Genomic DNA, 25,976 nt, shown 5'->3' on the forward strand with positions numbered 1-25,976 from the left:
GATCAGAACGAATTATACGCGGCGACGGCGCGGCGAACCCGACGGGACGTGTCCCACTGCGCCGCGGTCTCGTCGCGAGCGGCCGAGACGAGGTCCTTGATCAGGCCATCCAGCAACATGATGGACTTCAGCGACTCGAGCGTTTCGGGGGCCGGACGCATGCTGCCCTGCCGCAGGACAGGCTCGCGCTGGGCTTCGAGTTCGGTGAGCTCATCCCAGCGACCTTCGCTGGCGGCCGCATGCATGGACTCGGTCAGGTCGAGGACGCGCGGGAGGTCGCACCAGAGGGTGTCGTTCATGCGCCTGCTCCGGCGAGCTGACGAGCCTCGACCGGGATGGCCACCCAGCTGTCGCGGATCTGCCCGAGCAGGCGCGCGACTTCTTCGAGGGCTTCGGCGTCGTTATGCAGATTGGCGTGTACGAGACGGCGGCTCATATAGTCGTACAGGGCGTCCAGCTGGGAAACCAGCGGCGTGGCCACGTCGTGATTGAGGCCCGACTGGAGACCGCCGACGATTTCGATCGTCTTCGAAATGGCCTCGCCCTTGCCCGCGACGTTGCCCGTAGCCATGCACGCCAGCGCCAGGCGAATGCGTTCCAGACCGCCATCCATGAGCATGGTGATGAGACCGTGCGAGTCGGCCTGCTCGAGGCCGCCACCGGTGCGGACCTGCTGGTAGGCGCCAGCGCCGCGGGAGTATCCAAGTGCCATGTGGGTTTCCTGTCCTGCGATCAGGACGATTTGGTCAGCGCGTCGAACTGCTGCGTGAGGTAGCTGCTGGTGCTGCTGAGTTTGGTCATCATGGTGTCGAGCGCCGTGTACTGCGTGGTCAGGCGCTTCGTGTAGTCGGTCATGGTCGAGTCCCAGGCGGTCTGCTGATCGGCCAGGTCCTTGAGCTTGGCATTCAGATTGGTGGTGCGCTGGGTCAGGATGCCGCTGGACGAGGTCCAGCCGGTGACCAGCTTGTCGAGTTTCGGCGCGATACCGTTGGTGCCGCTCAGCAGGTCCTTCACGCCACTCGGGTTCGAGCTCAGCGCGGAGGTCAGCTTCGTGGTGTCGAACTTCAGCGTGCCGTCGACCTGGAAAGACACACCCAGGTCGCTGAGCGAGCGCGGGCTGGCGGTGGCGCCGGTCAGTTGCGAACCCAGCAGCTGGGAGACCTGACTCTTGATCGAATTGACCGTGGCATCGCCGATCAGGGCGCCGACCTGCTGGTTGGTCGCGTCGTACTTGGTCAGCGTGCTGTAGGTCGAAACGAAGGAGTTATAGGCGGTGACCAGCGACTGCATCGCCGTGCTGACCGAGCTGGTGTCGTTGCTGATGGTGATGCTGCTCGAGCCGGTCTTGGCAAGCGACAGTGTCACGCCGTCGATCGCCGTCGAGGTCGTATTGGTGGGGCTGCTGGCCGCCGTGCCGTCGACCGTGAACAAGGCGTCCTGCGCCTTGATGGTCGGGGTATCCGTCGCGGGATCGAAATCCAGCTGCGCCAGGCCGCCGTCGCCGCCACTGGAGGTGACCGTGAACGCGTTGGCCGCGCCGGTGGTCTGCGAGGTCAGCACCAGATGCGCGCCGTCGGTACCGGTGACGATGCTGGCGGTGACGCCGGGATTGGACTTTGAGTTGTTGATCGCGTCGCGCACGTCCTGCAGCGTGTTCGCCGGCGAGGCGATATCGACGCTCATGGACTTGTCACCCACCGCGATGCTCAGGGTGCCCGTGCCGACCTCGGTCGTCTTCGCGCTGGCGAACGCACCCGAGGTGGTCTTCTGCGAGGTAGCGAGCTGGGTAACGGCGATGTTGTAGACGTTGGCCTTGGCCGTGGAATCCGTCGTCGCCGAGAGGACGGTGGAGTCGCCGATCGAGGTCTTCAGCGTGGAGAACGCGGTGCCGTCGGTCAGGGACTTGATGGCGGCCTGCAAGCTCGTCAGGGACGAGGTGAAATTGCCGATCGCCGAAATCTGCGTGCTGGTGCTGGTCTGAGCCGTCGAGATCTGACTGTCCTTCGCCGCACGCTTGTTGTTCACAAGGTTCGTAACGATGGATGCGACGTCGATGGAGCTGGATCCGAGCGTAACGGTGCTGCTACTGGTGGCCATGAGACTCTCCGTGAAGACGCCTCACTGCCCGGGGCGCCAATTTGTCGACGGCTGGCCCCCAGTGGGAGCCAGCCGTGGACAACTAAGCAATTACCCTGCCAACCCGGGCAAGCCCTGGGATGGCGGTGTCACCATTACTGGAGGAGCTTGGTGACGATCTGCTGGCTCTGGTTGGCCTGGGCGAGGACCGAGACGCCGGCCTGCTGCAGGATCTGAGCCGAGGACATGTTCGCCGTTTCCTGAGCGAAGTCGGCGTCGGTGATGGCCGACTTCGACGAGGTCAGGTTCTGCGAGATGTTCTGCAGGTTGGAGATGGTGGACTCGAAGCGGTTCTGCACCGCGCCGAGGGTGGAGCGCAGGTCGGAGACCGACTGCAGGGCGGCATCGATACGGTTGATCGTGTCGTTGGCGCCATCGACCGTCTTCACGCTGGAATCTGCCAGGGTGGAAGTGGTGGATACAGCGATCGCACCAGCGGTGAAGCCCGACGCCGCCGCCTTGGTGCCGCCGACCGTGATGGCCGAAGACGACGAGAACTTCAGCGAGCCGTCGGTGGCGACATAGGCGTTGATGCCTTCGCCCGACTTAGCATTGATGGCGTCGGCCATGTCCTGCGTGGTCTTGAAGGTACCGGTGACGCTGAAGGCGGCATTGCTGCCGACCTGCAGGGTCAGGTCGCCCGCAGCCAGCGTGATCGGCGTGGCGTCGCCGACGGCGACGTCGGCCGTACCGGCCGTCGACGTCGTGGTACCGAACAGCGCGGCCGCGCCTGCGCCGCCGACGGTCGGCGAGGTTGCACCGTTGGCCGAGTTGGTGAAGGTGAACGTGCCAGCGTTCTGCGTCACCGAGGCGCCGGCGCCGTTGGCCGACAGCTGGTTGTTGATCGCGGTGGCGAGGCCAGCGGCGTTGGTGTAGTTCTGGTCCAGCGTGACCGTCTGGCCGTTGACCGTGAACGACGACGCGGTGGTCGAGAAGTCGAAGTTGGTCGTAGCCTGACCGGCGACCGTCGTGCCCTTGCTGCCGGCAACGGCGGCCGTAGCGACGAGGGACGGGGTGGCGGAACCGGTGGCGAGCTGACCGACCTGGTTGGACTTCATGCCCTGGTTCAGGCTGACGTTGATGACTTCACCGACGTTTGCACCGACCTGGAAGCTGAGGTTCTGGGCGGAACCGTCCAGGACCTTCATGCCGTTGAAGTTGGTCTGCGTGGCGATACGGGTGACTTCCGACAGACGCTGCTGAACTTCGGCGTCGAGCGCGGCGCGGTCCGAAGAAGAGTTGGAGGCGTTGGTCGACTGAACGGCCAGTTCGCGGATGCGCTGAAGGTTGTTCGTGACTTCGTCGAGGGCCGACTCGGTCGTCTGCGACAGCGAGATGCCGTCGTTGGCGTTCTGAACCGCGCGGTTCAGGCCGTTGATCTGGGTGGTCATGCGGGTCGAGATCGCGAGGCCGGCGGCGTCGTCCTTCGCGCTGTTGATGCGGTTACCCGACGACAGGCGCTCGATCGCGGACGAGAGCTTCGTCTGCGAGGTGCTCAGGTTACGCTGAGCATTCAGCGACATGATGTTGGTGTTGATGGTCAGTGCCATGGGATTGATCCTTTTTAAGCGGAACCGAAATGCCGGAGGTTGTGCGGCGTAGTCCGGCGGGGTTCCGTGAAGGAAGCCTTCCGCCTCAGAGAGGTTTACGGCACGCCGGGAGGAAACTTGAGAACTTTTTCTACCTGTCAACAACTTTCTTGATCGAAACCGTGTAGGCGGTGACGCCCAGGCTCCGTCAGTCAATTTATCGGCAGGGTCGGCTCCGGGTTTAGGGTCAATTTCATAACGCCAGATACGTCGATTCGGCAGCGGAAGTACGCGCCCCGGCGGACTCGCGGGGGCGCCTGAGCCTGTGCCGCCTGGCCGTGGAATTACTCCAGCAATTTGAGGATGAGCTGTTGAGACGAATTGGCCTGTGCGAGCACCGAGACACCCGATTGCTGAAGGATCATGGCCATCGTCTTCTTTGCGGTCTCCTCCGCGATGTCCGAGTCCATGATGGTGCTGCGTGACTCCGTCATGTTCTGCCGGATGCTGTCGAGGTTGCGAATGGTGGACTCCAGGCGATTCTGCACGGCACCCAGCGTGGACCGGGTCGAGCTGACCGATTCCAGTGACGCGTCGACGCGTGCCACCAGGGCGTATGCCGCATCTCGCGTAAGCACCGAGCCATCGGCCAGGGATGTCGCGGTGTCCATGGCGTAATCACTGGAAAATCCGAGCTTGCCTGCCAGAGCCCCCGACACGCTGACGACCGACCGCGAATCGAAGCGTAACGATCCGTTTTCACCGACAAAGGCGGAGAGACCGCTTCGTCCGTTGGCATTGATGGCATCGGCGACGCTTTGCGTGTCCCGGAACGATCCGATGATGTCGACGCTCTCGCCACTGCCATTGGTAAATGAAAGATCGCCTTTAGCCAGGCTGAGGCGGTCGCCCCCTACCCTCACGATGTCGAGTTTGTCGCCGTTGGCGGCAACCCTGAAGTCACGACCGAGCTTGCCTTCGAGAAAGCCACGCGCAGTGTCGACGGTGTCGCCTTTATAGAGCGACCAGTCCACCCTGACGCCATCGTAGTCCACCGTACCCAGGCTCTTCCCGTTGGCATTGCTCCAGTCCTTCGCAGGATCCTGCGTGAACGCGTAAGGCTTGGAGACGAACGCCGACGCGATATCCACCGAGCCGCTCGCCACCTGACCGACCTGATCCGCACGCATACCCTGCCCAAGGCCCACCTGAATCACTTCGCCCACGTTGGCGCCGACCTGGAAGGTGAAGCGCGAGCCGCTTCCGTCCAGCACTTTCATGCCATTGAAATTGGTTTGCGTGGCGATGCGGGTGATTTCTTCGAGGCGCTCGACCACCTCGTTGTTCAGGGCGCGCCGGTCCACACCGGAGTTGGAGCCGTTGGCCGACTGCAACGCCAGTTCGCGGATGCGCTGCAGGTTGGCCGTTACCTCGTCGAGCGCCGCCTCACTGGTCTGCGACAGCGAGATGCCGTCGCTGGCGTTACGACGGGCTTGTGCGAGACCGTTGATCTGCGTGGTGAAGCGTGTCGCGATAGCGAGACCGGCGGCGTCGTCCTTTGCGCTGTTGATGCGTTTGCCCGAGGTGATTCGCTGCATGGCCTCGGCCAGCCTGCTCTGGGTCATGCCGAGGTGTCGCTGCGCGTTGAGCGACGCCATGTTGGTACTGATAGTGAGAGCCATGAGAATGTCCTTCTCTCGTGGCGGGCACGCCGCTTACGCGACGGCGTCGCGTGCCCGCTAAAAGGGAATTCGCCGTAAGAGGTGATCGGCGGTTCGCTGGCGGGCTAGTGACGGCGGTGGATGAGTTCCACGTGGGGCCCGGAGGAAGATGGGGCCGGATTTCACGCACAAAAAAGGCGACCTTGCGGCCGCCTTGAAATGTCGCGAATGCGAACGTCGAGGCGCGTTCTATTTCAGGTAATTGAACAGCGACAGATTCTGCATCTTCACGTAGGCCTGCTGTGCGGCATCGAGCGCCGTCTGCTGCTGAGTGTATTTACTGGCTGCGCTCGCGTAGTCCAGCTCGGTCAGATCCGACAAGGTGCTGTCATAAGAAAGCTTGACGTCGGAACCGATGTCCGACTGCTGATCGAGCGTGTTCATGCGTGCGCCGATCTTGGTACGCGTATTCAGCAGGCTGGTGGCCGCCTGGTCGAGATTCTGCAGCTGGGCGTTGACCTGGTTGTTCATCGCCGCGCCACCGCCGGGCGCTTCGAACGCACTGATGATGCCGGCGATGGTCGAGAACACGTCCTGCGACGACGACGGACCTACACTGAACGAATCGCCCGCCGCAGGGGTACCGGTGACATTGAGCTGCGCGCCCTTGAAGCTGATCGTGCCGCTGGTACCGGTATACGTGCCGGTCGACAGAGGCGTGCCCGTCGGGTCGGCCGCGTCGTGAATCTCGTAGGTGGTCGCCGAGGTGAAGTTGACGGTGTAATTGCCGCCGTCCCACTGCGTGGCGTCCGTGACCGAGGTTCCGCCGACAACGGCGCTTCCGGTGTTCGTTGCACCCGCGGTCGTCACGAACGTGCCATTGCCGCCACGGATCGACATGAAGACGTCATCGCCACTGTCGCCCGTCGCAACCTGGAGGCCGGCGGCCGCTGCGACCATCCGCTGGGTCTGGTCGCCACCGTAGCTCACCGACAGGCCGTCGATCGTGAACGGCTGCGTGGTGGTGCGGCTACCGGCGAAGATGTATTCGCCCTGGCCGTCCTTGCTGTTGCCGAGCGCGACAAGCTGATTCAGCGTCTGTCGCAGCTCGGTGGCGATGGACTGGCGGGATTCGTCGGTCTGCGTGCCGTTCACGCCTTCCAGCGTGATGGACCGGATCCGGTCGAGGATATTGCCGGCCGAGGTGAGTGCGGTTTCTTCCGTCGACAGTCGCGTCGTCGCCGAGTTGATGTTGCGCGTGTACTGATCGTTCTGGGCGCTGGCCGAGCTGACGTCGACGGCGCGCGCGGCGGCCGCCGGATTGTCGGACGGCGTCTGGATGGCCTTGCCGTTGCCTAGGGCAAGCTGGGTCTGCGACAGCTGATACTGGCGATCCAGCATCTGGTTGACCGCTTGCTGTGCACCCCATGAAGTCGAAATACGCATGAGTTATCCGTGTACCGCGCTCAGGAGGGACTGAAAGATGGTGTTCGCCGTGGTGATGACCTGGGCGGATGCCGAGTAGGCCTGCTGAAAACGCAACAGATTGGCCGCTTCTTCATCCATGTTCACACCGGACAGGCTTTGCTGCGCCGCCGTGGCCTGGTCGAGGATGCTCTGCTGCGCATCGAGTGCCGTGTTGGCCTGCGCGCCCGCCGTACCCACTTGCGCGATCAGCTGGCTGTAAGACTTGCCCACCGTGGTCACACCGTTGTCGAGCACGCCCTTGCTGGCCACGTTGGCCAGCGCCAGCGCATTTCCGTTGTCACCGCTGGCGGTGCCGGCGGGTTTCACGGTGAATGTGTCGTTAGCGGCCGGCACGCCGGAAAGCTTTAATGTCCAGCCATTGCCGGTGATCGTGTCGCCATCGGCGTAGGTATTCGGACCCACCCCATTGATCGTGTAGGTCGTCGGGGACGTGAAGACGATGCTGGCCGGCGTATTGAAAGCGGGATCGGCCACGTTGGTGACGGTAAGGCCGCCCAGCGTGGCCTTACCCGTGTTCGCTGAGCCTTTCGTGGCCGCCAGCGGACCCGACGCGGCGATCTTGTTGGTATCGCTGATCGCCACGCTCATGGACGATGCCGCGTTGCGCGTCGCCTGGATCTGGAACGAGTCGCCCGCCACCGCGCCCGCGCTCACCACCATGGACAGACCGCCGACCTTGAACGGGTCCGTGGCGGTGCCCGTACCGGTCATCGGTACGGTGACACCGGCCGTGGTCGTCGCGCTCCAGTTCGTGCCATCGAAGCGCATGACGTAGTCGGATGCATCGAGCCTGGAGACGTCGGACACCGTGGCCGCGATCGAACCCGTGCCTTTGTTGGCCGTGCTGTTGAACACGGCGGGGTTGGCGATAGTGAAGAAGTTTCCGCCCGCGTCGCCGTTGAGGTCGATACCCTGTGCGTGCTGCTGATTGAACGCGTCCGTCATCGCGATCGCGGCGCGACCCAGCTGGTTGCGTGCCGGATCGAGCACGTTTGTGCGGAAATCGAACGTCGCGCCGAGCGAACCCGATCCCAGCTGGCTGCTGATGACCGAGCCACCGGGGCCGGTCACTTCGAGCCGGGACGAATCGTACTGATTGGGGGCCGTCGAAAGCTTCGCCGAATCGGTGCCATTGACGAGCGAAAGGCCATTGCCCACCGTGACGGTGACCATGTGATTATCGTTCTGGGTGACGTTGACGCCGACCAGCTGCGAGAGCTGCGAGATCGCCTGGTCGCGCGAGTCGAGCAGGTCGTTCGGCACTGCCCCGCCCGCGTAACCCTGCTGGATCTGTCCGTTGAGGTCGGAGATCGTCTTGGTCAGCGCATTGATCGAATCGACCGCGGTGCTGATCTGCGTGTTGGTGGACTGGTCCAGCTGCTGAAACTGCGATGACAGCGACTTGAAGGTCGACACCAGCGTACTGGCCTTGCCCAGCAGGGCCTGACGACTGGCGGTATCCACGGGAGCGTTGGCCACGTCGCTGACCGCCCCGAAGAAACCGTCGAGCGCCGTCTGCAGATTGGCCGACCCGCTCACGATGTTATTCACCGACGCCGTCAGCGTGGCGTACTGCGACGCGCGCGACTGTCCCGAGTTGGCCGACCACATCGACTGCGTGAGGAACTGACTGTACGCCCGCTGCACGCTGACCGCATCGGCGCCCTGACCGACGTAGTAACCGCCGTTGTATTCAGGCGTGCGCGCATTGAACGTCGTCGTCTGCCGCGTATACCCCGCGGTGTTGACGTTGCTGATGTTGTGTCCGACGGTGGACAGACCCACTTGCGAGGCAAGCAGACCCGAGACACCTGTGGAGAGCAGATCGGCCATCGTTACGTTCCTTCTGTCCTTTCGTCAGCCCGTGGATTACAGGTCGGCCGCGACGCGTTCGAGCGCGGCCAGGGCCTGTTTCATCACCGGACCATTGGCGATGTCGGCCAGCTTCTGTGCGTAGCTGGGATCGGTGGCGTAACCACCGTTGACCAGCGCCTTGGCGAAACCCTTCACGTCATCACCGCGACCCACCGCATCCGCGTAGCGTGGGCTACTCGCGACCATGTCGGCGTAGTCCTTGAACGAGTCGGACGGTGAGTCGTAAGCGCGGAAGCTGTCCTTCTTGCGCACGGCGACCCCGTTTTCGTATTCGAGAGTCGGTACGTTGACGCGCTTGCCGTCCCAGCTGCTACCGGCCTTGATGCCGAACATGTTGAAACTGGTGGTGCTGCCCTGCGCCGGCATGTGCTTGCCCCAGCCGGTCTCCAGTGCCGCCTGAGCGAGCAATGCGCGCACCGAGACGCCAAGCTTCTTCGCTGCTTCGATCGCGTGCGGCGCCAGCTTCTGGACGAACTCCTCCGGGGAGGAGATCGACAGCTTGCCGACCGCGCTCGCCACGGCATTGGCGCCGTCGCCGACGGCCTGCCCGGCGCGACCGAGCATGCGCTCGAGCGAATCCATCAACCCGCTGTCCTGGTCAGACTTGGACGAGACCGCATCCACCGTACTCGCATCGCCCGTGACGCCGGCGAAGAGGCCGTTGCCGGACGAGGCGCCCTGCGCGGACGATGCGCCGCCAAGCTGGCGGATGAGCATATCGGCGATGCCGATACCCTTGCCCTGCGACAACGTCACGGAGAGCTGCTTGTCGAACATGTCGCGATAGGCGTTCGACGCCTGCGAACCCATGATGTCGTCACCCATGGCGGCGCTGGCGTCACGTATGGACTTCAGCATCATCTGCGTGAAGATCGATTCGAACTGCTTGGCGACGGCGGGAAGGGCGGACGCCTGATCCTTTTGCGCGGCCGAACGCAGGCCGGCAAACCCGGACATGTCCGTGTAGGTGCCAAGCTTCTGGTTGTCGACCGCGGTCACCATGTCAGATCACCACCAGTTCGGCGCGCAGGGCGCCCGACTGCTTCAGCGCCTGCAGAATGGAGATCAGGTCGCTCGGAGAGGCGCCCACCTGATTTACGGCGCGCACGATGGCGTCGAGGCTGGTGCCCGGACCGAACTTGAACATGTGGCCGCCCTCTTCGCTCACGGCGACCTGGCTGCTCGGCACGACGGCCGTCTGGCCACGGCTGAACGCGCCCGGCTGACTCACCTGCGGCTGCTCGCTGATCGTGACCTGGATCGCGCCGTGTGCCACCGCGGCGGCGCCGACCTTGACGTCGGAACCGATCACCACGGTGCCGGTGCGCGAGTTGACGATGATGCGTGCCGGCGCATCGCCCGGCGTGACATCCAGTGCCTGGATGGTCGACAGCCAGGCCACACGCTGGGACGGGTCGAGCGGCGCGCGGACCGCCACCGAGCCGGAATCCAGGGCGTTGGCCGTGCCGGCGCCGAAGTTCTGGTTGACGGCCTGCGCGATACGGTTGGCCGTCGTGAAATCGGCGGTGTTGAGGTTGAGCATCAGATCGCCGCCCTTGTCGAACGACGTCGCGACGCTGCGCTCGATGCTCGCGCCGCCAGGGATGCGGCCGCTCGAGGAAATATTCACCTGCACGCTCGAACCGCTCTTACCCTGCGCGCTGACACCACCGACGATGACGCTGCCCTGGGCGATGGCGTAGACCTGCCCGTCCGCACCCTTGAGCGGCGACATCAGCAACTCGCCACCACGAATGCTCTTGGCATTGGCGATCGAGGCGACCGTCACGTCGATGCGCTGACCCGGCTTCGCGAACGGCGGAATCTCGGCGGTGATCGTGACCGCGGCGGCGTTCTTCAGCTGCGGACGCACGTTGGCCGGCACGTTGACGCCGAACTGCTGAAGCATGTTCTCCAGGCTCTGCGTGGTGAACGGTGCCTGGCTGGTCTGGTCACCGCTGCCGTCGAGACCGACGACGAGGCCGTAACCGATCAGCTGGTTGCTGCGGACACCGCCGACCTGCGCGAGGTCGCGAATGCGATCCGCGTGCGCCGGAAGGACGGCGGCGACCGCGAAGACGGCCACGGCGGCGTGAAAAAGAGCGCGAAAACGAAGCGAGACGTTCATCAGAACGGCATCCACTTGGAATCGAAGAAGCGCGAGAGCCAGCCACGCGTGTTCGAATCCGCGAGCGTGCCCTTGCCCACGTACTCGATACGCGCGTCGGCGACGCGGCTCGAGGCGACGATGTTGTCGTTGCCGATATCCTGCGGACGGACGATGCCCGAGATGCGGACCAGCTCGTCGCCCTGGTTGATCGTCAGCCATTTTTCGCCACGCACCACCAGCGCACCGTTGGACAGGCGCTGCGCGACGGTGACGGTGATCTCGCCGGAAAGCTGATTGCTCTGCTGGCTCGAACCGTCGCCGTCGAAAGCGTTGTTGCTGGCCAGCGAGCTGTCGGCGGTCTTTCCGCCGATGCGCAGGCCCTGACCGAGCACCGTGGGCGAGGTGATGGTGTTGCCGTTCTTCTTGCTGGTGCTGGTCGCCGCTTTCTTGCTGGCCTGGGTCGACTCGACCAGGGTGATCGTCAAAATGTCGCCGACGCGATGCGCGCGCGGGTCCGCGAAGAGCTCCAGCGACTGCTGATCGGCATAGAGCGACCCGGTGGCGCGCGCCTGCTGCGTCGGTTCTTCCGGCAGCGTGGCGGTATACATCGGCCTGGGCGTAGGCGGCACCATCGCGCAACCGTTGAGGAGCGCGAACGGCAGCACAGCGAGAACAGCACGGACGTAAATGCGATTCATGACGTGTCTCAGGTCTTGTTGGTGATGGTCTGGAGCATCTGATCGGACGCCGTGATCGCCTTCGAATTCATCTCGTAGGCGCGCTGCGTTTCGATCATGTTGACCATTTCCTCGACCACGTTGACGTTCGACGTTTCGAGGCTGTTCTGGTTGAGGGTGCCGAGACCGTTGAGGCCTGCGGTGCCCGTCTGCGGAGCGCCGCTCGAGGCGGTCTCCAGGTAAAGGTTGTCGCCCTTCGGCTGGAGGCCGGCGGGATTGACGAAGTCGGCCAGCTGGATCGTGCCGACGTTCTGCGCGGCGGCCGAACCCTGCACGGTGACGCTGACGGTGCCGTCGGTGCCGATGGTGACCGTCGACGCATTGGCGGGAATGGTGATCGACGGTTCCAGCGGGTAGCCGTCGTTGGTGACCATCTGGCCATCCTGGTCACGCTTGAGCGAGCCGTCACGCGTGTAGCCGACGGTGCCGTCCGGCATGGTCACCTGGAGGAAGCCGCGACCGTCGATACGCACATCGAGCGGATTGTCGGTCTGCTGCACGCCGCCCTGCTCGAACATCTTCTGCGTGCCGACCACGCGGACGCCGGTACCCATCATGAAGCCGGTGGGCGACTGCGTCTGCTCGGTGGTCTGGGCGCCCGCCTGCCCACGGTTCTGGTAGGACAGGTCCTCGAACTCGGCGCGGGCGCGTTTGAAGCCCGTGGTGTTCGTGTTGGCCAGGTTGTTCGAGACGACGTCCATGCGCGTCTGCTGCGCATCGAGGCCGGTCTTGGCGATCCAGAGGGACGTGAACATCGTTGACTCCTGCGCGTTGGCGCTTTACGAGCCCGCGACGGTTTTGCGTCGCGCGGCGGTGGTTATCCCACCTGTAGCAATTTCGATGCCGACTGGGCGTTTTCGTCCGCGGCTTTGATCGAACGGACCTGCATTTCGAATTCGCGGGACAGCGAAATCATCTTCACGAGCACGTCGGAAGGGTTGACGTTGCTGGATTCCAGGGTGCCGTTGACCACTTTCACGTCCGCGTCGGCCGGCGCCTGGGATCCGTCTTTCATGTGCATCAGACCGTCGCTGGCATACGTCAGCTGGTCGTTGCCGGGGTTGACCAGCTTGATCCGGTCGGTGGTGGCCACGGTGGCCGGACTTTCACCCAGCGGAACGGTGGAAATCGTGCCGTCCTCGCCGATCTTCACGCTGGTCGACTGCGGGATCGTGATCGGACCGCCGCCGCCGAGCACGGCATTGCCGCGCATGTCCGTCAACAAACCGTCGGCGTCGACGCGCAGGTTACCGGCACGCGTGTAGCCCTCGGTGCCGTCGGGAGTCTGCACCGCGATCCAGCCGTCACCCTGCACGGAGATATCGAGGTCGTTGCCGGTATGCATCTGCTGACCGGACGTCGTGTCCCAGCCGGTCCCCTGCGCGACACCGTTGATACGCGTCTGCAGGCCGTCGCCCTGAACCGGCATGCTCTGAAACGCGGACAGCTCGGCCTTGAAGCCGGCCGTGTTGGCGTTGGCGAGGTTGTGTGCCACTTCGGCCTGCGCCCGCATGATCTGCGCGGCGCCGGTCATGGCGACATATACGGAACGGTCCATGGCTTCGGTCCTTAGCGGCCGGTCGCGGGTGCGGCCCGAGCCGCACCCGCGTCACGCTTAGTTGCGGATGTTGATGATCGTCTGGGTCAGCGTGTTGTCGGTCGAGATGACCTGCGCGTTGGCCTGGTAGTTACGCTGCGCCTTGATCATGTTGACCAGCTGGGCGGTGAGGTCGGCCGTGTTGGACGCCTCCAGCGAGCCGGCCTGCACCGTGCCGACCTCACCCGAGCCCGCCACGCCACGGATCGGCTGACCCGAATCCGTCGAGGCCACCCAGTTGGTGTCGTTCTGCTGGCGCAGACCCTGGTTGTTGGCGAACGTCGCGATGGCCAGCTGCCCCAGCGGCGTCGACACACCGTTGGTGTAGACCGCCGACACCGTGCCGTCCGTCGAGACGTCGATCTTGGAGAACTTACCGGCTGCAAAGCCGTCATTGGTCACGGCCGAGGTGGTGTACGAGTCGCCGAACTGGGTCACCTTGGTCATGTCGACCGTGAGGTTGATCGGCGCGGCGCCGGGGTTGGGCGACGCGGCACCGAAGTTGAGCTTGCCGTTGGCCGGCGTGGTGAGCGAGCCGCCCGAGCTGAACACCATCTGCTGAGCGGTACCCACCTGGGTGCCGTCCACCGTCATGTACGCGTTCCACGTATTGGGATTGGTCGCGTCCTTGGCGTAGTAGACGTTGGTGGTGTGCGTGGCACCCAGCGAGTCGTACGACTGGAAGGTCGACACGTAGTTGTAGCTCTGGTCGTTGGTCGGATCGAAGGCGACCGTCTTGGCCGTGTCCGACGAGGACAGGTTGGCGGTCAGGCCGATCGTGCCGCTGGCCTTGGCCGCGCTGGTGCCCGTGCTGATCTTCAGGTCCTTCAGGGCGCTGATGTCGAAGCCGCCGGTCGCGGTCGGCGGGTACACCTGCAGGTTCTGACCGGTCGCGTTGACGATGTTGCCGTTGTCGTCGGGGTGAAAGTTGCCGGCGCGCGAGTACGAATAACCCGAAGAATCACGCAAGGTGAAGAAGCCCGCGCCGCTGAGGGCGAAGTCGTAGGAGTTACCGGTCTGGGTGACATTGCCGTCGCCGAACTGCTGCGCGATGTTGGTCAGGCGGACGCCGCTGCCCGCCGCCGTGGCGGACAGGTTTTCACCGGCCACGGAATACACCTGCGAGAACTCGGCGCGCGAGCCCTTGAAGCCGACGGTGTTGACGTTGGCGATGTTGTTGGCGGTGACTTCCAGGTCGGAAGACGCCGCGTTGATGCCGCTGAGGGCGATATCGAAAGGCATGGGTGTGTTTCCTCGCTGGAATTACATGATTTGCGCGATCTGGCTCAGCAGGGCGCCGCCGTAGCCGGCCACCTGCACATAGGTTCCGTCCGTGCCCGAGGCACCGACGCCTTCCACCTTTCCGCGAACGAACGTATCGATCGCGTTGCCGCCGGAAGTAGCGGTCATCTGGTAGACACCGTCGGTCAGCTGCGTGCCGTCGTCGGATTTACCGTCCCAGGAAAACTTGGTGAGGCCCGCATCGGGCTGGCCCAGGGAAATCGTGCGAACGACGTTGCCGGAGGCGTCCTTGATCTGCACGTTGACGTAGGTGCCGGAAGTACCGACGTTGACGGCGCCATCCATCTCGCTGTTGGTCAGCTGTCCCGCGGTGGACGGCACGAGCACCTCCTGGCCGACCAGACTGGCGGCACGGACGAACTGATCGCCGGTGAGGTTGGTCGCCAGCGTGTCGAACGAGCTCTGCAGCTCCTGCGTCGCGGCCACCTGAGAAAACTGCGCCATCTGCGCCACCATCTGGGTGGAATCCATCGGCTTGGTCGGGTCCTGGTTGGTCATCTGGGTGACCATGAGTTTCAGGAAATCCGACTGGCTGAGGGTCTGTTCCTTCAGCTGGCTGCTGGAAGACGTCGAGGACGTGGAACTGGTAGTGCTGACGGAAGCGACCATGGGAGTGCCTTATTTGCCGAGGTCCAGCGTCTTCTGCATGAGCTGCTTGGCGCTGTTCATGACTTCGACGTTGTTCTGGTAGGAGCGCGACGCGGAGATCATGTTGACCAGCTCGTCGACCGGATTGACGTTGCTCGAATAGACGTAGCCGTTCGTGTCGGCGAGCGGATTGGCCGGCTCGTAACGCGACTGGATCGGTGCCTGGCTCTCGGTCACGCCGAGCGCGCGGACACCGCCGTTTTCCATCTGGCCGTCCACCTGCTGCTGCACGGCCGCGAAGGTCGGCTGCCTGGCGCGGTAGGCGGTGGCCTCGCTGCTGGACAGGCTGTCCGCGTTGGCCATGTTGCTGGCGGTGGTGTTCAGTCGCGCGGACTGCGCGGCCATGCCGGAACCGGCGACGTCGAAAATCTTCAGGAGACTCATGAGGCGGTCCCGGTGATGGCGAGGCGCATGGTGTGGATCTGCGCGTTGATGAAGCTGAGCGATGCCTGGTAATGGATCGCGTTGGCGGCGAACTGCGACTGCTCGACCTGGGTGTCGACGGTGTTGCCGTCCATGGTCGGCTGGGTCTCGGCGCGGTAGGCCAGCTTGTTGGCCTGGTCGAGCGCCACGGCGGGGTTGCCGCCGATGTGACCGTCTTCGGTCGACGCCATCTGCAAGGTGTGGCCATCGGTGGCCCCGGTCGCGGCGGTCATCGCTTTCTTGAAATCGAGGTCGCGGGCGAGGAAGCCCGGGGTGTCGGCGTTGGCGAGGTTGGATGAAATGACCTCGGCACGGCGCTGCCACAGGCCAAGGGCCTGGGCGTGTACGCCGAACAGCTTGTCGGATGAATCGATCATGGGCTCGTCCCCTCTCGTGACCTTGGCCCGAGGGGTTGAGCAAGAGCCGTGCCACGGCTGGGGACTAACGACGAAACGGCGCCGCAGCGCCGTTTGCAAGGTTTTGCGATGATCCCCAAGCCGCCAGCGCCGGAATTCCGACGCGCCTGCCGGGGTGCCGCGTCAGGGCGACGTCAGGCCGGGAGCAGCTCGAGCACCGCCGTGGCAAGCACGTCGGGCTGGAACTTGGCGATGAACCGGTCGGCGCCTACGCGCTCGACCATCGCCTCGTTGAACACACCGCTCAGCGAGCTGTGCAGCAGGACCTTGTGATGACGCAGGCCGGCCTCTTCACGGATGGCACGCGTCAACGCGTAACCGTCCATCAGCGGCATCTCGATATCGGACACGACCAGGGCGACCCGGTCGGCGACCGGACCCGCCGCGAGTTCGCGCAGCTTTTCAAGGCCTTCCTTGCCGTCTTTGGCCACGACACATTCCAGGTCCATCTTGCGGAACAGGTCGACGATCTGCGTGCGGGCGACCAGCGAGTCGTCCACCACGAGGACACGGCGACTGCCGGCGTGCTGGACATGGGCGGCCTGCTGCACGCGGTCGGACAGCTCCACCGCCCGGGGATCCACATGGGCCAGCACCTGCTCGACGTCGACCACGGCGAGCAGGTCGCCGTCGAGACGCGTCACGGCGTTGACCCGCGCCCCATAGCCGAGCGCCGGCGGCGGCGCGGCCATATTCGTGCCGTCGACGTGGACGATCCGATCCACGTCGGATACCAGGAAACCCTGCACGGAGCGGTTGAACTCGGTCACGATGAGGTGCGCGCTGTCCACGGTGGCCAGCGGCGGGTAGCCCATGGCGGCGGCCAGGTCGATCACGGGGATGGTGCTGCCCCGGTAGTCGAAGCTGCCCGACACCAGCGCGTGCATGCTGGGCATACGCTCCAGACGCGGCCGGCGGAGCACCTCACGTACCTTGAAGACATTGATGCCGAACGCCTGGCGGTCGCCGAGACGGAACAGCAGCATGGCCACGCGGTTGTGTCCCGCCAGGCGGGTAAAGGTTTCCACGGTGTCGAGCAACGGGCGGGCCATGTCGTGCCTGGGCATCTGCATAAGGTGTCGCGGAACGTATCGGCGCGGTCACCCATACCTTGAGGTACCCGACTGGCACACGGATTGCTTGGCTCAAGAACGACGGCTCCTGGACGATTACTAGGGGCGACCATCCGAACAAGCGAAAGCGAAATCATGACCCTCCTCTGGAGCCAGCACGTACGCCTTCTCGCCAGCGCCGCCGCCACCGGTGACGCCGCACGAGTCCGCGCCCTCTCCGCGCAGTACCCGGCGGCCGCCAGCGCCCTGGGCGCACTGCTCAAGCCTGCGGAGGCGCCGCGCACCGCACCGGCGACGACGATCCAGGCCATCGAGCAGCAAGGCATGGTCCTGACCAATGCGCAGGCGCTCGGCGTCAGCCTGCAGGAACTGGTCGGCAACCTCGAAGGCGCGCGCGATACCGCCGGTCGATTGACGGAAGCCAGCGCCAGGATCTCGACGGCGATCGACCATGCCCACGGCAGCGTCACCGGCATGGCTGAATCCGGCAGTCAGGGCCAGGCGACCGCGGGCGACCTCGACGGCCAGCTGCGCCTCCTGCGCAGCGCCCTCTCGGGCATGAGCCGCAACCACGCTCAGTTCTCCGAATATTTCACGGCGATCCGCAAGCTCACCGCGGCCGTGCAGGATATCGCCCATCAGACCAACCTCGTCGCGCTCAACGCCGCGATCGAAGCCGCGCGCGCCGGTGAAGCCGGTCGCGGTTTCGCCGTCGTCGCCGACGAAGTGAAGCAGCTGGCCGAGAAGACCACCCAGGCCACCGCGGAAATCGACCAGGTCACGCAGACGGTCGGTGAATTCTCGGGCCAGCTCGACGACGCCGTGCAGAACAGCCTGCGTCGCCTCGACCAGACCCAGTCCGGCATCGCCGGTATGCAGGCATCGCTGGGTCGCGTGGATGACGCCGTGCGCGGCGCCCGCGGCAGCCTCGACGCGGCACGCGAAGGCATGACCGCGCTGGCCGGTCGGATCACCGCGATCCAGACCACGCAGACCTCGCTCGGCCGCATCGGCAATGAATCGCGCCGCCAGGCCGATGCCGCCGCGCGCGCCGCCGTGCTCGCTCACCGCCTCAGCCTGGCGCGCCTGGAGACCGAGGGCGCGCTCGACGCGGCCAGCCTCAGCCAGATGATCCGCGAAGCTTGCCAGGGCCTGCGCTACGCCGTCGAACTGGCGTCGCGCGATCCGGCCAGCCTCGATCGCCGCTGGCTCGACACGACGCCACTCATGCGCTGCATCGACCAGTTCCGCGAACGCCGCCCCGATGCGGCCGCCGACGGTATCCGCGCGGCGGGCGAGCGTTTCACCGCGCTGGCCTCGACGTATGCCATCACCCTTGGCGAAGGCCGTCACGCCGACGCCAGCCACATGGTCCCTGGGCTCAACAAGGAACTCGACGCCGTCACGCAGGGCCTCTCGGCGTCCCTCGCGGAGCGCGCTGCATGATTCACCGGTTCGTCGCTGGCGGACTCGCCCTCGCGGCCCTGCTCGGCTGCCCGCTTCCGGCGGCGGCCACGCAGTCCGTCGACGGGGTGCGCGACGCCGCGGTGAACTGGTTGCGGGCGAACCGCGCCCCGCCGGGCTCCCGCATGGTGCTCGAGGCCGTGCCGCTCGACAGCCGCCTGAAGCTGGCCGACTGTGCCGCGCCACTCGACGCGTCGTTGCCGGGTAACCGGGCTCTGGGCGCGCGCGTCAGCGTGACGGTCCATTGCCCCATGCCGGGGGGCTGGACGGTGCGGGTACCGGTCAAGGTCCAGCTCTTCGCGCCCGTGCTGGTCACCAGCCGGCCGCTGACTCGCGGCGACGGCCTCGGCCCCGCGGATGTCCACACGGAAGAACGCGACGTCGCCACCCTCGCCTACGGCTACATCGCCGCCCTGGACCAGGTCGGAGGCCGTGCGCTGGCCCGGCCGCTCAACGCAGGTACCGTACTCACCCCAGGCATGCTCGCCGGGCGACAGGCCGTGCGCATCGGCGATGCCGTGAGCATGGAAGCCAGCGTCGACGGCGTGGTCATCCGTGCGGACGGGGTGGCCATGGGCGCCGGTGACATGGGATCACGCCTCAAGGTCCGCAATGCGTCTTCCGGGAAGGTGCTGGACGCCGTGGTACGCGGGCCGGGGGTCGTCGCGGTGCTTCCGTGAACGAAATACCAATCGCGTCACATTTCTGGCGCCGCGCCAGTTAAAGTTCCCCGATGGACCGCCGATAAGGATTCTGAAGGACATCAGATCCGAGGAAAGATCATGACCACGACCATCAAGCCCGGTATTCCGAACCAGCAGCCGCCGGTGCAGCTTCGCACCCAGAACACGGCCGCCGGTTCGACCGCCTCGACGCAGACCGCCAGCCCGGTCCGCGCCAGCGACGACAGCGTCAATATCACCGACTCGGCCAAGGCGCTCGACGCCGCCAGCCGCGCCGACGATCCCGGCCGCGCCGCGAAGCTCGAGAAGCTGCGTACGGACATCGAGTCCGGTACCTACAAGCCGGACTCGCAGGCGATCGCCAGCAAATTTCTTTCGATGGAAAGCCAGCTCGGAGGCGCAGGCAGCGCATGACCGCGGCATCCGCCTCCGACTTCGACGCGGCGCTCGGCGCCGTCATGGGCGACCTCGCCCGTGACGTCGATGCGCTGCACGCCAGCCTGATCGACGAGCGCATGGCGCTCGATCAGGCGAACATGCCCGCACTGGAAGTCGCAGGCCGGACCAAGAGCAGACTGCTCGACCGCATCGAGAAACTCGATGTCGAGCGCCGTCAGCTCAGCGATGCCGCGGGCGTCGACAGCCTGCAGGACGAACGCTGGTCGCCGACCATCGAGCGCCTGCTCGAATGCCGTCGGCTCAACGACGTCAACGGGCGCATCGTGGCGCAGCGCATGAATCATGTGCGTCACGCGCTCTCGCTCCTTTCGGGCGATGCGCCGGGCGGCTCCACTTACGGACCGAACGGCGTTTCAAAAGTAAGACTCCGTTCCGGGACGCTTGCACAGGTCTGACGCAACGGAACACGCGATACTGCAGGCTCACCCAGACGGCGTAAGAGAAAGCAATGGCAGCATCCCCCCAGCCGACAGCGGTGAACGACGACGGCATCCTCCCCATCGTCCGCGTCCCCATCCTCGACAAGAAACAGTCGCTGTTCGCTTACGAACTGATTTTTCCGCGGCCGGTCGGTACCGATATCGAAGCGGCCGCCGTGGCGCATACGCAGGCCACGCTCAGCGCGATCGCGGATGGCAGCCTCAAGCGCCTCGTGCGCGACAACCGTGCCTTCCTGCACATGTCGCGCGAGCTGCTGCTCGAACATGCCGACATCCTGCGTCACAACGCGCGCCTGGGCGCGAGCATCAGCGCCGACGTGGGCAGCGATGAACAACTGCTGGTCAAGCTGCGTGAGCTCAAGAGCCACGGCTGCCTGTTCATGCTCGAAGACTTCAACCTCCCCGCCGATCCGGAACACCGCGCCGGCGTCGACGCCTTGCTGCGCATCGTCCAGTTCGCCAAGGTCGCCGTCGATCATCGCCATCCGGTCGCCGCCCGCGCTCACATGGACTACGTCCAGGCGTTCGGGGTCAAAGTCATCGTCACCGGCATCGATACCCACGAAACCTTCGTGGATTACGCCGATCAGGACGTCGACGGCTTCCAGGGTAAATATCTGCTCCGCCCCGAGCGCGTCGACATGCCGCGACTCACCCCCAGCAAACTCGGCGTGCTGCGCCTGATGGGCGCGCTGCAGGATCCGGAAAACGGCCCCGTCGAACTCGGCAAGATCGTCCGCGACGACGCCATCCTCAGCTACAAGCTGCTGGGTTGCGTGAATTCCGCTTATTTCGCCCTGCCCCGCCAGCTGAAGTCGGTGGAACAGGCCGCGGTGTTCTTCGGCGTCAACCGCATGCGCAACTGGATCTTCACCATGGCCGTATCGGGCATGGATGAGCGTCCGCCGGAACTGCTGCGTCTTGCGCTGGTCCGTGCGCACATGTGCGAGAAGCTTGCGCGCAGCATCAAGCCGGAGTTGCAGGAGATGGCGTTCACCGCCGGCCTGTTCTCGCTACTGGACACGCTGATGAACGTGTCGATGGCGTACGTGCTCGAGCATCTGCCCCTGGCTATCGAAATCCGCGAAGCGCTGCTCGACGGAACCGGTCCGTTCGCCGGCATCCTGGATCAGGTGCGCCACTGGGAACAGGGCGAAGTGGAAAGCGATAACGCGCTGCACGACCAGCACATGGCGACCATGGCCACGATGTACGTCGAAGCCACGAGCTGGGCCGATCACGTCTACGCCTTCGCCGATGGGTCCGCCGCGGCCTGAGCCAGCCCGCCCTCAGACCAGCGAGGGCGCGATCACGTGAATCACCACGTATTGCCAGATGAGCATCGCCGCCATCGCGGCGATCACCAGCAAGGTCAGCCCGGCGCCGAAAAGACGCCCGGGCGATGTCCCGGGTGTCTTCGACAGCCCGATCGCATGCAGCACGCGCGCGATCACCAGCACGATGCCGAACACGTGTAGCAGCATCGGCAACGTCTGATTGAGTTCCAGTATCAGCAGCAGGATCAACGCGATCGGCACGTACTCCGTCGCGTTACCGTGTGCCCGCGCGGCGCAGGCCACGGCACGGTTGCCGCCGTCGCCCAGTCCGATGCTCGTACGACGACGTAAGAGCATCACGCGCGCGCCGAGGAAGATCATCAGCAGCGCGACGAGGGCCGCATATAGTCCAGTAATACGCATGGCGCGATTTCCCGCTTCAGTTCGATGCCGATGAAGTTCGTTGCTGCACGCGCCAGATGGCCAGGCCTGCCCCCAGCACAGCGACGAGCAACCATACGCTTGCCGCCATCGCGTCGCCAGCCATCCACATCGCCCCGGCGACCGCCGCGATGATGACCGCGCCGGTGCCGGCGGCGAAGAGAACGTCGCGCCGCAGGCGGCTGGTCCAGGCGAGCAAAAGCGCACCCAGCGAAGCGGCAAGGAACGCCGCGATGCGCACCGGCAACACCGCGCCCGGAGGTTCGGGGAGCGCGGGCATGACGTCCAGCAAGCTACGGTCGCCTACCTGCACATCGAAACCGGCGTCGCCCTCGCGCGCGGGCGTGCCCGGCACCAGCGTGTCGCCCTCGATCCGGGCAAGTACGGTCATCGCCTGCAACGGCACGGCCTGCCATGTGATGCGGAGGTCGCCCAGGCGCGGATTGGACGGCTTCGCACTGGTCACCAGCGCGTCGCCGACACGCTGGAAGGTCGCCGCGAAATTGGAGGGCAACGCTTTTTCGTCCGGCGTGACGTCGACCTGCCCCGGGAACGCGCGCAGGATGGGTGCCGACAGCTTGAAGTTACCGAGCTTGACCTCGCCGGCCTCGAACTGCCGTCCCTGGATCGGGAACGCACCCGGGTTCACGTGGCCCGCGGGCCTGGCGAAATTCGTCGCATCGATCGGCCGGTCGACCCAGTCCACCTCATAGTGCGTGTTGCCGCCCACGGTGATCTCGCGCCACTGGTACATCTCGACATGGCGAATGAGGACGGGCGAGTCGGCGCGGACGTTGAATTCGCGGTCGCGCGGCGCATCCATGATCTTCGGCATGCCACTGACGCGGGTCAGTGCACCGAACTGGCCCGCCGCGGGCCGGCCTTCGGCGCCGAGATCGAGCACAGGTGAGCCACCGTGACGCGCCAGGGCGGCGCCGTAATCCATCACACGGCGCTCGTTCCAGGCGATCAGGCCGAGCCCGACCAGAAGCAGGACCGCACCGGACAGACGCGTTCCCCAGGCCATCCCGGTGTGTTTCACTTTTTGCTTCGACCTCATCCTGCCCCCGTAACGCAACTTACTGCACCTTGCCGAGACCGGACGGACGACGCGGATCGCTGGCGGCGTCAAGCTTACCGGTACGGTGATCCCAGGTGACGACGTTCATGAAACCCCACGGCGAGCGATTCTTCAACACGTGGCCCATGTCGGTCAGCGCCCTGGCCGTGGCATCGTCGAAGACGCCGGCTTCCACGTCGACGCGGTCCGGCAGGTACTGGTGGTGGTAACGCTTCTGCGCGGTGATTTCCGAGGCGCTCTTGCCATCGATAAAGGCGAGGATGCCCTCGAGCACCTGCGTGATGATGGTCGAACCACCCGGCGAACCGAGCACCGCCGTGCGATCCGCACCGAACACGAAGCTCGGCGACATCGATGAAAGCATGCGCTTGCCCGGCTCCGGCGCATTGGCCAGCGCCCCACGCAGGCCAAACGCATTCGGCTGTCCCGGCACCAGGGCGAAGTCATCCATCTCGTCGTTGAGCACTACGCCGGTACCCTTCGCCACGAAGGCCGAACCGAACTCGAGGTTCACCGTCAGGGTGGACGCCACCATGTTGCCGTCCGCGTCGATCACCGAGAAATGCGTGGTGTGCATGCCCGGCTCGGGCGCCATCGAGGTGGGCAGCAGATCCGACGGGGTGGCCTTGTCGGGTGAGATCGTCGCGCGCAGGCCGTCCGCGTAGTACTTCGACAGAAGCATGTCGAGCGGCATCTTCACGAAGTCCGGGTCACCCAGGTATTCGTTGTGATCGCGGAACGCCCGACGCATGGCCTCGATGGTGAGATGCGTCGAATGAGCCAGGTCCGCCTTGCTCAGGTCGAAGCCGGAGAGGATGTTCAGCACCTCGGCGATCGCGACACCTCCCGACGATGGCGGTGGCGCGGTAACGATGCGATAGCCCTTGTAGTCGACGCTGAGCGGCTCGCGCTCCTTGACCTTGTAGCCATCCAGATCGGCCGCGGTCCAGTTACCGCCGGCGGCACGCGATGCCGAAACCATCAGCTTCGCGGTCTCGCCTTTGTAAAAGCCGTCGTGGCCCCTGGCGGCGATGCGTTCCAGCGTCTTCGCCAGGTCGGGCTGGCGCAGCGTCCAACCGGGAGACGGGACCTTGCCGCCGGGCAGGAAGATGGCCGACGAGGCGGGATAGCGCGCCAGCACGTCCTTGCGATCCTCGATGGTGCCGAGAAACCGCGAATCGGGCTGAAAGCCCTCTTTCGCGATGCGGATGGCAGGCGCCAGCGATACCGACAAAGGCAGTTTGCCGTAATGCTCCGCCATCCAGACGATACCGGCGGGCTCGCCGGGAATGCCGGACGAGAGCGGGCCGTTGGTCGACGTGTCGCGGTTGGGCTTGCCGTCCTTGCCGACGTAGACCTTCATGTCGACGGCCTTCGGCGCGGTTTCGCGCGCGTCGATGAAGACATCGCGGTTGTCCGATGCACGATGCAGCAGGGCCATGAAGCCACCGCCGATGCCTGAACTCTGCTGCTCGACCACGGCGAGCGTGGACGACACGGCCACCGCGGCGTCGAAAGCGTTACCGCCCTTGCCCAGGACCTCGAAGCCCGCGTTGGTCGCCATGAAATTGGCACTGGCGATGGCGGCGTGTCCGGGGCCACCGGAAGCGGCCGGGGCGTTCTGCGCGTTGAGCGCGCCGGCACTGAAGACAACGACAAGGCTCGCGGCGAGCACGCGCCACGACGGGGCATGGACCATGAAATTTCTCCGGGTGGGAATATCGCTACCCGCGAGATTAACCCATGGACGCGCGCGAGGCGCTTACGAGGCCGCGCGGGCCATCAGATGCTCGTACTTCAGCATCAGCTGATCGTGCGTTTCCACGCGGTCGGGATCGTGCGGGATGCACTCCACCGGGCAGACCTCCACGCACTGCGGGTTGTCGAAATGGCCGACACACTCGGTGCACAGGGCGGGATCGATCACGTAGTACTGCTCGCCGAGCGAAATGGCCTTGTTCGGGCACACCGGTTCGCAGACGTCGCAGTTGACACAGGTGTCGAGGATGATCAGGGACATGCGCGCATTTTAGCGCGTTTACGAGAAGGGCGCCCTGAGGCGCCCTTCGTTTACGCGATTCGCGTCCGAAACGATTACATCGCGACGAAGCGGACCGTGGCGCCGGTCGGCGTCAGGGCGTCGGTGACGCGCTGCTGATCGGCCTGGTCGCCGATGAACAGGATGATCACGCCCTTGAACGAACCCGCGTTGGCGCTCTTGAAGGCTTCGACGATGAGGTCGGCGGTCTTGGCCGACTCCGGGCCACCGAAGACGAGCATGTTGCCCGGCGTGACGCCGCGGGCGACGGTGCCCTGCACGTTCTCGAGCTGACGCGCGCGACCGTCCTGGCCGTTCTGGTCGTCACCGGCCGGAACGAAGTACGGGAACGGACGGTCAGCCGTCATGCCCTGCATGTTCTTCCGCACGATCTGGCCGAAATACTGGCTCCAGGCCTTGGTGTCGGTCGGGTTGGACGGCTTGGCGACGGCAGCTTCCTGCGTCGTGGCGGCCTGATCGGCATCTTCGGACTTGTTGCAGGCCGAGAGGGCCAGGGCGGCGGTCAGGGCCACGGACGCGGCGAGGACGAACTTACGCATGATGATCACCTTTGATTTCAAGAGTTGCGCCAGCGTTGGCGCATGGCCTGCTGCACCGCCGGATGCACGAAGCCGGAGATATCGCCACCCAGGCGACCGATTTCACGCACGAGCGAGGAAGAGATAAAGCTGTATTGCTCCGCCGGGGTCAGGAACAGCGTCTCGGCCTGAGGAATCAGGTGACGGTTCATGCTGGCGAGCTGGAATTCGTATTCGAAGTCCGACACGGCGCGCAGACCGCGAAGGATCACACCCGCGCCGATTTCCGTCACGAAGTGGGCGAGCAGGCAGTCGAAACCGCGCACCTCCACGTTCGGCAGGTCGGCCAGCGCCAGACGGGCCAGCGCGATGCGCTCGCCCAGGCTGAAACCGGGGCCCTTGTTACGACTCTCCGCCACCGCGACCACGATCCGGTCGAACAGCGGCGCGGCACGCGACACGAGGTCGGCGTGACCGTTCGTGATGGGATCGAACGTGCCCGGATAAACGGCAAGTCGGGGATTGGCCGGCGGATGAGTCATGGACACTGGGGTCAGGG

28 protein-coding genes are annotated in these 25,976 nt (G+C 65.1%); 5 read left to right on the top strand and 23 right to left on the bottom strand.

Going from position 1 to position 25,976, the window contains the following annotated elements; genetic code table 11:
• Positions 1–2: 2 nt before the first annotated feature.
• The 17 genes from FA85_RS05165 to FA85_RS05245 form a co-directional block, all read right to left on the bottom strand.
• Positions 3–299, bottom strand: a complete 297-nt coding sequence (locus FA85_RS05165) for a flagellar protein FliT (RefSeq protein ID WP_051943373.1) — start codon at positions 297–299, stop codon at positions 3–5.
• Positions 296–712 (bottom strand): flagellar export chaperone FliS, encoded by a 417-nt coding sequence (fliS, locus tag FA85_RS05170; RefSeq protein WP_036111193.1) that lies wholly within the window; start codon positions 710–712, stop codon positions 296–298. The genes FA85_RS05165 and fliS overlap by 4 nt, the downstream gene beginning before the upstream one ends.
• Positions 713–732: 20 nt before the next feature.
• Positions 733–2,097 carry a flagellar filament capping protein FliD gene (gene fliD / locus FA85_RS05175; protein WP_036111191.1) on the bottom strand — a complete coding sequence of 455 codons (1,365 nt, stop codon included), beginning with the start codon at positions 2,095–2,097 and terminating at the stop codon, positions 733–735.
• A 134-nt stretch (positions 2,098–2,231) separates the two neighbouring features.
• Positions 2,232–3,686 carry a flagellin N-terminal helical domain-containing protein gene (locus FA85_RS05180; protein ID WP_036111189.1) on the bottom strand — a complete coding sequence of 485 codons (1,455 nt, stop codon included), beginning with the start codon at positions 3,684–3,686 and terminating at the stop codon, positions 2,232–2,234.
• 323 nt (positions 3,687–4,009) lie between these two features.
• Positions 4,010–5,347 (bottom strand): flagellin N-terminal helical domain-containing protein, encoded by a 1,338-nt coding sequence (locus FA85_RS05185; RefSeq protein ID WP_036111187.1) that lies wholly within the window; start codon positions 5,345–5,347, stop codon positions 4,010–4,012.
• 228 nt (positions 5,348–5,575) lie between these two features.
• Positions 5,576–6,772 (bottom strand): flagellar hook-associated protein FlgL, encoded by a 1,197-nt coding sequence (gene flgL, locus FA85_RS05190; RefSeq protein ID WP_036111183.1) that lies wholly within the window; start codon positions 6,770–6,772, stop codon positions 5,576–5,578.
• Between the two features lie 3 nt (positions 6,773–6,775).
• The gene (gene flgK, locus FA85_RS05195) at positions 6,776–8,647 is read right to left on the bottom strand and encodes a flagellar hook-associated protein FlgK (RefSeq protein ID WP_036111180.1); all 1,872 of its coding nucleotides are present in this window, start codon (positions 8,645–8,647) and stop codon (positions 6,776–6,778) included.
• 36 nt (positions 8,648–8,683) lie between these two features.
• Positions 8,684–9,691, bottom strand: a complete 1,008-nt coding sequence (gene flgJ / locus FA85_RS05200) for a flagellar assembly peptidoglycan hydrolase FlgJ (RefSeq protein ID WP_156108688.1) — start codon at positions 9,689–9,691, stop codon at positions 8,684–8,686.
• Between the two features lies 1 nt (position 9,692).
• A complete protein-coding gene (locus FA85_RS05205; protein WP_036111177.1) occupies positions 9,693–10,817 on the bottom strand; it encodes a flagellar basal body P-ring protein FlgI in 1,125 nt (374 codons plus the stop codon).
• Positions 10,817–11,497, bottom strand: a complete 681-nt coding sequence (gene flgH / locus FA85_RS05210; RefSeq protein ID WP_036111175.1) for a flagellar basal body L-ring protein FlgH — start codon at positions 11,495–11,497, stop codon at positions 10,817–10,819. Before flgH ends, FA85_RS05205 begins: the two co-directional genes overlap by 1 nt.
• A gap of 8 nt (positions 11,498–11,505) precedes the next feature.
• Positions 11,506–12,291: a flagellar basal-body rod protein FlgG gene (gene flgG, locus FA85_RS05215; protein ID WP_036111173.1), complete on the bottom strand. Its 786-nt coding sequence runs from the start codon at positions 12,289–12,291 to the stop codon at positions 11,506–11,508.
• A gap of 62 nt (positions 12,292–12,353) precedes the next feature.
• Complete coding sequence (gene flgF, locus FA85_RS05220) at positions 12,354–13,094, bottom strand: flagellar basal-body rod protein FlgF (protein WP_036111172.1); 741 nt, start codon at positions 13,092–13,094, stop codon at positions 12,354–12,356.
• Positions 13,095–13,151: 57 nt separating this feature from the next.
• Positions 13,152–14,375, bottom strand: coding sequence for a flagellar hook protein FlgE (gene flgE / locus FA85_RS05225; RefSeq protein WP_036111170.1), 1,224 nt, complete (start codon positions 14,373–14,375; stop codon positions 13,152–13,154).
• 21 nt (positions 14,376–14,396) lie between these two features.
• The gene (locus tag FA85_RS05230; protein ID WP_036111168.1) at positions 14,397–15,044 is read right to left on the bottom strand and encodes a flagellar hook assembly protein FlgD; all 648 of its coding nucleotides are present in this window, start codon (positions 15,042–15,044) and stop codon (positions 14,397–14,399) included.
• Between the two features lie 9 nt (positions 15,045–15,053).
• Positions 15,054–15,467 (bottom strand): flagellar basal body rod protein FlgC, encoded by a 414-nt coding sequence (flgC, locus tag FA85_RS05235; RefSeq protein ID WP_036111164.1) that lies wholly within the window; start codon positions 15,465–15,467, stop codon positions 15,054–15,056.
• Positions 15,464–15,883, bottom strand: coding sequence for a flagellar basal body rod protein FlgB (flgB, locus tag FA85_RS05240; protein WP_036111161.1), 420 nt, complete (start codon positions 15,881–15,883; stop codon positions 15,464–15,466). The genes flgC and flgB overlap by 4 nt, the downstream gene beginning before the upstream one ends.
• Positions 15,884–16,056: 173 nt before the next feature.
• Positions 16,057–16,974 carry a chemotaxis protein gene (locus FA85_RS05245; protein ID WP_036117211.1) on the bottom strand — a complete coding sequence of 306 codons (918 nt, stop codon included), beginning with the start codon at positions 16,972–16,974 and terminating at the stop codon, positions 16,057–16,059.
• Between the two features lie 156 nt (positions 16,975–17,130).
• Between FA85_RS05245 and FA85_RS05250 the strand changes: the two genes are divergently transcribed.
• The 5 genes from FA85_RS05250 to FA85_RS05270 all read left to right on the top strand — a co-directional run bounded on the left by FA85_RS05250 (position 17,131) and on the right by FA85_RS05270 (position 21,318).
• Entirely contained in the window at positions 17,131–18,441 is a 1,311-nt protein-coding gene (locus tag FA85_RS05250; protein ID WP_036111160.1) for a methyl-accepting chemotaxis protein, read from the top strand.
• Positions 18,438–19,139, top strand: a complete 702-nt coding sequence (gene flgA, locus FA85_RS05255) for a flagellar basal body P-ring formation chaperone FlgA (RefSeq protein WP_036111157.1) — start codon at positions 18,438–18,440, stop codon at positions 19,137–19,139. The genes FA85_RS05250 and flgA overlap by 4 nt, the downstream gene beginning before the upstream one ends.
• Positions 19,140–19,241: 102 nt before the next feature.
• Positions 19,242–19,556, top strand: a complete 315-nt coding sequence (flgM, locus tag FA85_RS20765; RefSeq protein ID WP_051943371.1) for a flagellar biosynthesis anti-sigma factor FlgM — start codon at positions 19,242–19,244, stop codon at positions 19,554–19,556.
• Positions 19,553–19,996, top strand: a complete 444-nt coding sequence (locus tag FA85_RS05265) for a flagella synthesis protein FlgN (protein WP_036111154.1) — start codon at positions 19,553–19,555, stop codon at positions 19,994–19,996. Before flgM ends, FA85_RS05265 begins: the two co-directional genes overlap by 4 nt.
• Positions 19,997–20,049: 53 nt before the next feature.
• Positions 20,050–21,318 (top strand): EAL and HDOD domain-containing protein, encoded by a 1,269-nt coding sequence (locus FA85_RS05270; RefSeq protein WP_036111151.1) that lies wholly within the window; start codon positions 20,050–20,052, stop codon positions 21,316–21,318.
• A 12-nt stretch (positions 21,319–21,330) separates the two neighbouring features.
• Here the strand turns inward: FA85_RS05270 and FA85_RS05275 are convergent, their stop codons facing one another.
• The 6 genes from FA85_RS05275 to coaD form a co-directional block, all read right to left on the bottom strand.
• Positions 21,331–21,741 (bottom strand): MAPEG family protein, encoded by a 411-nt coding sequence (locus FA85_RS05275; RefSeq protein WP_036111149.1) that lies wholly within the window; start codon positions 21,739–21,741, stop codon positions 21,331–21,333.
• A gap of 16 nt (positions 21,742–21,757) precedes the next feature.
• Entirely contained in the window at positions 21,758–22,801 is a 1,044-nt protein-coding gene (locus FA85_RS05280; protein WP_239739761.1) for a TMEM43 family protein, read from the bottom strand.
• Positions 22,802–22,838: 37 nt separating this feature from the next.
• On the bottom strand, positions 22,839–24,539 hold the full coding sequence (ggt, locus tag FA85_RS05285; RefSeq protein ID WP_036111143.1) for a gamma-glutamyltransferase: 1,701 nt from the start codon (positions 24,537–24,539) through the stop codon (positions 22,839–22,841).
• Between the two features lie 63 nt (positions 24,540–24,602).
• Entirely contained in the window at positions 24,603–24,860 is a 258-nt protein-coding gene (locus tag FA85_RS05290; protein ID WP_036111140.1) for a YfhL family 4Fe-4S dicluster ferredoxin, read from the bottom strand.
• 74 nt (positions 24,861–24,934) lie between these two features.
• Positions 24,935–25,438 (bottom strand): hypothetical protein, encoded by a 504-nt coding sequence (locus tag FA85_RS05295; protein WP_036111138.1) that lies wholly within the window; start codon positions 25,436–25,438, stop codon positions 24,935–24,937.
• Positions 25,439–25,455: 17 nt separating this feature from the next.
• On the bottom strand, positions 25,456–25,959 hold the full coding sequence (gene coaD, locus FA85_RS05300; protein ID WP_036111135.1) for a pantetheine-phosphate adenylyltransferase: 504 nt from the start codon (positions 25,957–25,959) through the stop codon (positions 25,456–25,458).
• Between the last annotated feature and the right edge of the window lie 17 nt (positions 25,960–25,976).

This window comes from Luteibacter mycovicinus, assembly GCF_000745235.1.
GTDB lineage: Bacteria > Pseudomonadota > Gammaproteobacteria > Xanthomonadales > Rhodanobacteraceae > Luteibacter > Luteibacter mycovicinus.